Genomic DNA, 6,534 nt, shown 5'->3' with positions numbered 1-6,534 from the left:
GGACGTCGCGGTCGAGGTCGGCGAGCAGGCGGCTGCCGCCCTCGAGGCCGCGGTCGGCGACGGTCAGAGCGGAGATCTGGTAGCCGAGCCGACGGTCGTCGGCGCCGGTGTACGCGAGCAGGCCGTCGGGGCTGATGGCCGGGGACGAGTCCCGCCCGACGCGGCTGGTAAGTGCCGTCATCGCGCCGGTCGCGACCTCGATGCGATACAGCTCCGAGTCGCCCGGATCGAGGTCGGCGTCGGGGCGGCGGTCGCTCGAGACGACCAGGGCCGATCCGTCCGGCGTCCAAGCGGGCGTCCCGTTGACGTCGAATGGTCCGTCGGTGAGTTGGCGCGGTGTGCCGCCCTCGGCCGAGACGACGAACAGCTGCCGGGCGCCCGGCTTGGTGTAGCCTGACCCGTCGCTCCGCCAGTTCGTCTCCTCGATCACGATCGGAGCGTCGGCCCACTCGGCGCCGGCCGGCGGGCCGGGGAGGGACACCATCGAGGGCGCCTCGCCCTCGACGAAGCGCGTGAACGCCAAGTGCTGCCCGTCGGGGGACCACGCGATGCCACCCGGCGTCGAGGCGAGGCGCGCGACCGGGACGGTCACGCCGTCCTCGAGGTAGTGGACCATCAAGTGCCGCCGCTCCTCGTCGGTGTCTTGGGCGAGGTACGCCAGACGTGTTCCGTCCGGCGACCACTGCGCTCCGCTCGCGTCGACGCCGGTGACGAGCGGCCGGTGACCGGTGCCGTCGGCGCCGATCTGCCACAGGTCGCCGCGCACGCGGTCGGTCTGGACGTCGAGCCGGTTGCGGCGGTAGACGACGGTTTGTCCGTCGGGCGAGATCTGGGGATCTGCGGCGTACTCGAGCTCGAACACGTCCATCAGTCCCAGCGGCGGGGCGTCCTGGGCGAGGGCGAGCGGGGCGGCGAGAAGGACGAGGAGTGCGAGGCGCATGGCGTCGAGGTCGGGACGCCGTAGTCTACCTCGAGGACGAGCCGCCCTCGAGGCCGTTAGATCGGCCAAGCTGATTCCTCTAGCCAGCGCGTTATCCGCGCCCTCGAGGTCGCAGTCAATCAGTCGTGGTCTGGTGCTCGGTCTGGCTCCAAACCTGCTAGTGTATTTGGAGTTGACTTGGCTCGCCGACTACCGGCCGATACCATGCTAGTGCAACCGCCCACGCTGTGAGCCGACTTCTTCCCGCGTTCCTGTGTGCCATTGTGGTTGCCTCCTCAGGCTGCGCGACTACGGAAGAGCCAGTCAAAATGGGTTACTGTGGATGCTGTCCAGATCGCAGCAGGCCACTACCACTCACTGGTGTCTCAGCCGCTGCGTTTGCTCCCGAGTCGGTTGCCTCGCTCGGCTACGACTGGCATCTCCTCGCGTCGGCGGTCGAGTATCCAGAGTTTGCGCGTCGTGCCTACATCGAGGGAGTGGTGCGCGTCGAGGCTGTCGTCGATACGACAGGTCGAGTTACTGCCGCCCGGTCGCTCTCGCGATCGAACGAGTTGCTGGTCGAGGCCGCACTAGCTGGCGTCCGCCAAGCCGAGTTCTTTCCGGCCCCACCGTTCATCGACTTCGTAGAGGTGGCCGTCGAGTTTCGCCTGCGTTGACGTATCGAGCTGGACTCTTAAAACACCTTGACCACGCCCTCGAGTTCGCCGAGGTAGCGGCCCGGATCCGTCTGCAAGTCCTGCACGAGTTGCTGGATCGCCGCCATGGTCGCGTTCGCGTTGTAGTACAGCGACGGGTCGCGGAGCAGGAGCCCCATCGTGCCCTGGTCCGAGTTGAGCGTCGAGTCGAGGTCGGCCGTCAAGGTCGCGAGGTTCGAGGTCAGCGCCGTCAGCTGCTCGAGCTGGCCGTCCGCCCGGCGCAGCGCCGACGACAGGTTGTTGACCGCCGCCGTGACCGAGTCCGCGTTCGTCTCGGCCAAGAGCCGGACCGTCCCCGACGTCGCGACCACGTCGTTGCCGACGATGACCGACAGGTCCTCGACGTTGCGCCCGACGCGGTCCGAGACCCCGCTCGCGTTCGCCGCTGCGTCCTCGAGGGAGCGGAGCGTCCGGTCGATCCGGCCCTGCTCTTGGGTGACGAGCGTCGTCGTCGCCTGTGTCAGAAAGCGGAGCTGCGCGAGCACGGCCTCGATGTCGCCGCCCGAGTTTTGGAGGATTCGGTCGAGCGTGGTGAACGTGTTGACCGCCCCGATCAACGCCGTGTCGGCGCGGGCCGTGAGCGAGTTGGACTCGCCCGCGATGAGGTCGAAGATGTCCGGCGTCGTCGACGCGATCAGCGTGTCGCCTCCTGCCAATGGCCGCCCCGCGCCGGCACCTTGTGGGGGTGTGATCTCGATGTTGACCTCGCCCAGCGCCGACAGACCCGACGTCTGGACCGTCGACCCGCGCGGGATCTCGACGTCGCGGTCGATGGCCATCGTGACCAAGACGCTCCGGGCGTTCGGGCTAAGCTCGACCGAGCGGGCCTCGCCCACCCTGACGCCGTTGAGCCGGACGATGGCGCCCGACGTCAGCCCTTGGGCGTCGTCGAACACGGTCACGACCTCGTAGCCGGCGCCGAACAGCGGTTGGCCCGAGAGGAACCGGACGCCGGCGAAGATGACGACGGCCGACAGCAGGATGGAGAGGCCGACCTTGATTTCGTTGGTCATAGAAGCGTTGGCTGCGCCGGCCTTGCGGCTCTCGAGGGCGACAGGTTCAGGCGGTCTGAGACGGGGCGCCGATCTTGTATTCGTTGGCGCGCACGAACGACGAGAGCGCCGGGTCGTCCGAGCGGTGGAGCTCGTCGACGGTGCCGGTCCAGGAGACCGTCTTGTCGTGGACGAACGCGATCCGATCGGCGATGGACAGGACGGAGTGCATGTCGTGGGTCACCACTACGCTCGTGGTCCCCATCGTCGTGCCCAGCCGGTGGATCAATTCGTCGATCGTGTTCGAGGTCTCCGGGTCGAGCCCGGACGTTGGCTCGTCGTAGAGGATGTACTTGGGCTCGATGGCGATGGCGCGCGCCAGAGCGACGCGCTTTTGCTGACCGCCCGAAAGCTCGGCCGGTCGCTTCGGCCCGGCGTCGGGGAGCTCGACGAGTGCCAGGCACTCGCTCGCTCGGTCTCGGACCTCGGCCACCGTCAGGTCGGTGAACGTGCGCAGCGGGAACTCCACGTTGTCGCGTGCCGACATCGAGTCGAACAGGGCGCCGCCTTGGAACAGCACGCCAAACTTGCGCCGGACCTGGCGGAGCTCGGCGTAGGTCAGCTCGTCGAGCGGCGCGCCGTCCACGACCACGCGCCCCGCGTCCGGCGTCATGAGGCCGATGATGTGCCGCATCAGCACGCTCTTGCCCGACCCCGACCGGCCGATGATGCACGTCACTTCGCCCTCGGGCACATCGAGGTCGACGTCCCGGAGCACGGAGACGCCGCCGAAGCTCTTGGCCAGGTTGCGGATTTGGATCACGCGGACGGTGGGGGTTGGGTGTTAGGGGTTAGGGATTGGGGGCGCAATGGCGCGGCCTCGAGGTTGGCTGCGCCCTCGAGGACGGACCGGACGTACACGGCGTCCCTGGTCCGACCTCGAGGCCGAATACGATCGCGGTCTCTCACACCCCAATCCCTAATCCCCAGTCCCCAACACCTCATAGCAGCACCGCCGCCAGGACGTAGTCGGCGCACAGGACCCAGACGCAGGCCAGGACGGCCGCCCGCGTCGTGGCCTGCCCGACGCCCTCGGCGCCGCCGCCCGCATTGTAGCCCGTGTAGCACGCGATCGACGTGATGAGGAATCCGAACACCAGCGACTTTACGAGTCCGAAGAACACGTCGTAGGGGCGAAAAAAGAGCCGGGCGCCCTCCCAGAACGTCTGGACCGTCAGCTCACCCGACGCCTCCGCGACGACGGCCCCGAAGGCCATCCCGACCGTCCCCGAGACGACGTACAGGACCGGAAACATCAGGACGCCCGCCAGCACCCTCGGGACGACCAGGTAGCTCTTCGAGTTGAGCCCCATCGCCTCCAAGGCGTCGATCTGCTCCTTGACGCGCATCGTCCCGATCTCGGCCGCGATCCGCGCCCCGACCCGACCGCACAGCACGAACGCGGTCACCAGCGTCGCGAGCTCGAGCAAGATCGACTGCTGCGCGAAGGTCCCGACGATGGTCAGTGGCAGGAGTGGGTTCTCGAGTTGGTAGATCGCCTGGACCACGATCACGCCGCCGGAAAACGCCGACGCGAGTGCGACGATCGGGATCGAGTCGATGCCGACCTGGACCATCTGCTGTGCCAGGTTGCGCGCGTACAGGCTCGGTCGCAGGTCGCGCGGCAGGTTGAACGCCTGACCGATGAGGGTGGCGTATGCGCCGAGCCCCCCGATCAGGTCCCGGGGCACCGCCCACAGCGGCGCGAACCCGTCGCGGATGCGTTCGCCGGCGGTCGTCCTCGAGGACGGGTCGTCGTCTCGGGGCTCGCGGTCCAGAATGTCGGGGGCGGTGGCGTCCATGCGGACCGGTGACGGGCGGGTGACAGCGGCCGGGGCGACCTTCCACAAGCTACGGGCGAGGCCGACGCGCGCCCTCCGCTCTCTCTTACCCGATCCGTCCTCGAGAGCCGCCAGGCTGGCGCAGCCAACGCTGCCCGTCACCCGGCGGGTTCCCGACCTCGAGGCCGTGCCCTTTCCGTCCTCGAGGACGTCGCCCGAAACATCATGGCCAAAGCAAAAACTCAGTACGCCTGCCAGGACTGCGGCTACACGACGCCCCGGTGGGCCGGGCAGTGCAGCGGCTGCAAAGAGTGGAACACCCTCGTTGAGGAGGCCGTGCCCACCAAGGTCAAGGCGCCCGTGATGCGCGGCGGCAAGTCGCTGTCCGGCGACGGCGGGACCGGGCAGGCGCCCCGGATGTCGGGCGCGTACGGGGCCTCGAGGCCGCAGCGCCTGAGCGACGTGACCATCGCCGAGCGCCACCGCATCCCGACGGGGTTGGCCGAGTTCGACCGCGTGCTGGGCGGCGGAGCCATGATGGGGAGCCTAACGTTGGTGGCCGGCGACCCCGGCATCGGCAAGTCGACGCTCATGACGGAGCTCGGCCGCGGCTTGGATGGCAACACCCTGTTGTACGTGACCGGCGAGGAGAGTGCGCAGCAGGTCAAACTCCGCGCCCAGAGGATGGGCGTCGACCCGGACGGGCTGTACCTCTTTCCCGAGACGAACGTCGAGGCCATCTTGGCCGCCGCCTACGACCTGCAGCCCGACTTCATGGTCGTCGACTCGATCCAGACGGTCTACCGGCCCGACCTGACGAGCGCCCCGGGCAGCGTGTCCCAGGTCCGCGAGTCCACGGCGGCGCTCTTGGACGTGACCAAGACGTTGCCGACGACGACGTTCCTGATCGGCCACGTCACCAAGCAGGGCTCGATCGCGGGGCCGCGCGTGCTCGAGCACATGGTCGACACCGTCTTGCACTTCGAGGGCGACCGGCACCACGCGTACCGGATCCTGCGGGCGGTCAAGAACCGGTTCGGCGCGGCCCACGAGCTGGGCGTGTTCGAGATGCGCGAGGGCGGTCTCAAGGAGGTCGGCAACCCGAGCGCACTGTTTTTGAGCGAGCGCCAGTTCGGGTCGTCAGGCTCGGCCGTCGTCTGCGCCCTCGAGGGCACGCGCCCGCTCCTGGTCGAGGTCCAGGCCCTCGTCGCGTCGACGAGCTACGGGACGCCGCAGCGGACGACGACCGGGTTCGACGCCAAGCGTCTCCAGGTTTTGCTCGCCGTCTTGGAGAAACGCGAGGGGCTCCGGTTCTCGCAGAACGACGTGTTCCTCAACGTGGCCGGCGGCGTTCGGCTCGAGGAGCCGGCCGTGGACCTGTCCGTCGCGCTCGCAGTCGCGTCGTCGCTGCGCGACGTGCCGCTCGACTCGGGAACGGTGGCCGTGGGCGAGGTCGGGCTGGGCGGCGAGGTCCGGGCCGTGAGCCGGCTGGACGCGCGGCTGACCGAGATCAAGCAGCTCGGGTTCGAGCGCGCGATGGTGCCCAAGGCCAACATGAAGGGGCTCAAGCCGCCGAAGGGCCTGGAGGTGATTCCGGTGCGTCGGCTGGCCGAGGCGCTCGACCTGATCTGCTGAGCCGTCCTCGAGGACGCTCTGCGACGGCTCCAACCTCGAGGTCGGCTGCGCAGCTATGGGGATTCGCCCTCGAGGGCGAACGAGAGAAGCCCGCCTGCGGGGAGCAAGCGGGCTTCGGGTTGGTCGGTGGCTGCCGGGCGGCGGCCGTGTGATCCGAGGGACAGAGGGGAGGCGCGTCGAGAGTCTCGGAGCGCCCACGTCCACGGAACAGCGGGGAAGGGGACCAGGGAGAAGGGCACTCGACTCTACCCAGAGACCCCCGGCCCGTTCCGTTATCAAGCCGTTGCTCCGCCATCTCGGGGACTCCCCGGTGGCCTCGTCAGGCCGCTAGCTTGCTCGGGCCTCCGACTGCCCCCGTGCCCTCGCCCTCGATCGTCGCCCTCCGTGCCGCCCTCGCACTCTTGCGAGCGGCGCAGCCCGCTGTCCCGGGA

The 6,534-nt window shown here is 68.9% G+C and carries 6 protein-coding genes; 2 read left to right on the top strand and 4 right to left on the bottom strand.

Annotated features, from left to right (window positions below; all coding sequences use genetic code 11):
- Positions 1-940 (bottom strand): TolB family protein (locus WBA11_RS09240; protein WP_424520408.1); only part of this gene is annotated, 940 nt, incomplete at its 3' end.
- A gap of 308 nt (positions 941-1,248) precedes the next feature.
- Between WBA11_RS09240 and WBA11_RS09235 the strand changes: the two genes are divergently transcribed.
- Positions 1,249-1,596: an energy transducer TonB gene (locus tag WBA11_RS09235; protein ID WP_424520409.1), complete on the top strand. Its 348-nt coding sequence runs from the start codon at positions 1,249-1,251 to the stop codon at positions 1,594-1,596.
- Between the two features lie 17 nt (positions 1,597-1,613).
- Here WBA11_RS09235 and WBA11_RS09230 read toward each other — a convergent pair whose 3' ends face one another.
- From WBA11_RS09230 to WBA11_RS09220, 3 genes are all read right to left on the bottom strand, one after another.
- Entirely contained in the window at positions 1,614-2,648 is a 1,035-nt protein-coding gene (locus WBA11_RS09230; RefSeq protein ID WP_424520407.1) for an MlaD family protein, read from the bottom strand.
- Positions 2,649-2,694: 46 nt separating this feature from the next.
- Positions 2,695-3,450: an ABC transporter ATP-binding protein gene (locus WBA11_RS09225; protein ID WP_424520406.1), complete on the bottom strand. Its 756-nt coding sequence runs from the start codon at positions 3,448-3,450 to the stop codon at positions 2,695-2,697.
- 178 nt (positions 3,451-3,628) lie between these two features.
- A complete protein-coding gene (locus WBA11_RS09220; protein ID WP_424520405.1) occupies positions 3,629-4,489 on the bottom strand; it encodes an MlaE family ABC transporter permease in 861 nt (286 codons plus the stop codon).
- A gap of 204 nt (positions 4,490-4,693) precedes the next feature.
- On the opposite strand from WBA11_RS09220, the gene radA reads away from it, so the two are divergent.
- Positions 4,694-6,103 carry a DNA repair protein RadA gene (radA, locus tag WBA11_RS09215; RefSeq protein WP_424520404.1) on the top strand — a complete coding sequence of 470 codons (1,410 nt, stop codon included), beginning with the start codon at positions 4,694-4,696 and terminating at the stop codon, positions 6,101-6,103.
- Positions 6,104-6,534: the final 431 nt, after the last annotated feature.

Origin of the sequence: Rubrivirga sp. (genome assembly GCF_049648075.1) — a bacterium.
GTDB lineage: Bacteria > Bacteroidota > Rhodothermia > Rhodothermales > Rubricoccaceae > Rubrivirga.
This window is presented reverse-complemented; position numbering and strand designations above follow the sequence as displayed.

Coding starts and splice junctions, on each gene's coding strand:
- WBA11_RS09220 (WP_424520405.1), bottom strand. CDS start 4,489: ATGGACGCCACCGCCCCCGACATTCTGGACCGCGAGCCCCGAGACGAC.
- WBA11_RS09235 (WP_424520409.1), top strand. CDS start 1,249: ATGGGTTACTGTGGATGCTGTCCAGATCGCAGCAGGCCACTACCACTC.
- WBA11_RS09230 (WP_424520407.1), bottom strand. CDS start 2,648: ATGACCAACGAAATCAAGGTCGGCCTCTCCATCCTGCTGTCGGCCGTC.
- radA (WP_424520404.1), top strand. CDS start 4,694: ATGGCCAAAGCAAAAACTCAGTACGCCTGCCAGGACTGCGGCTACACG.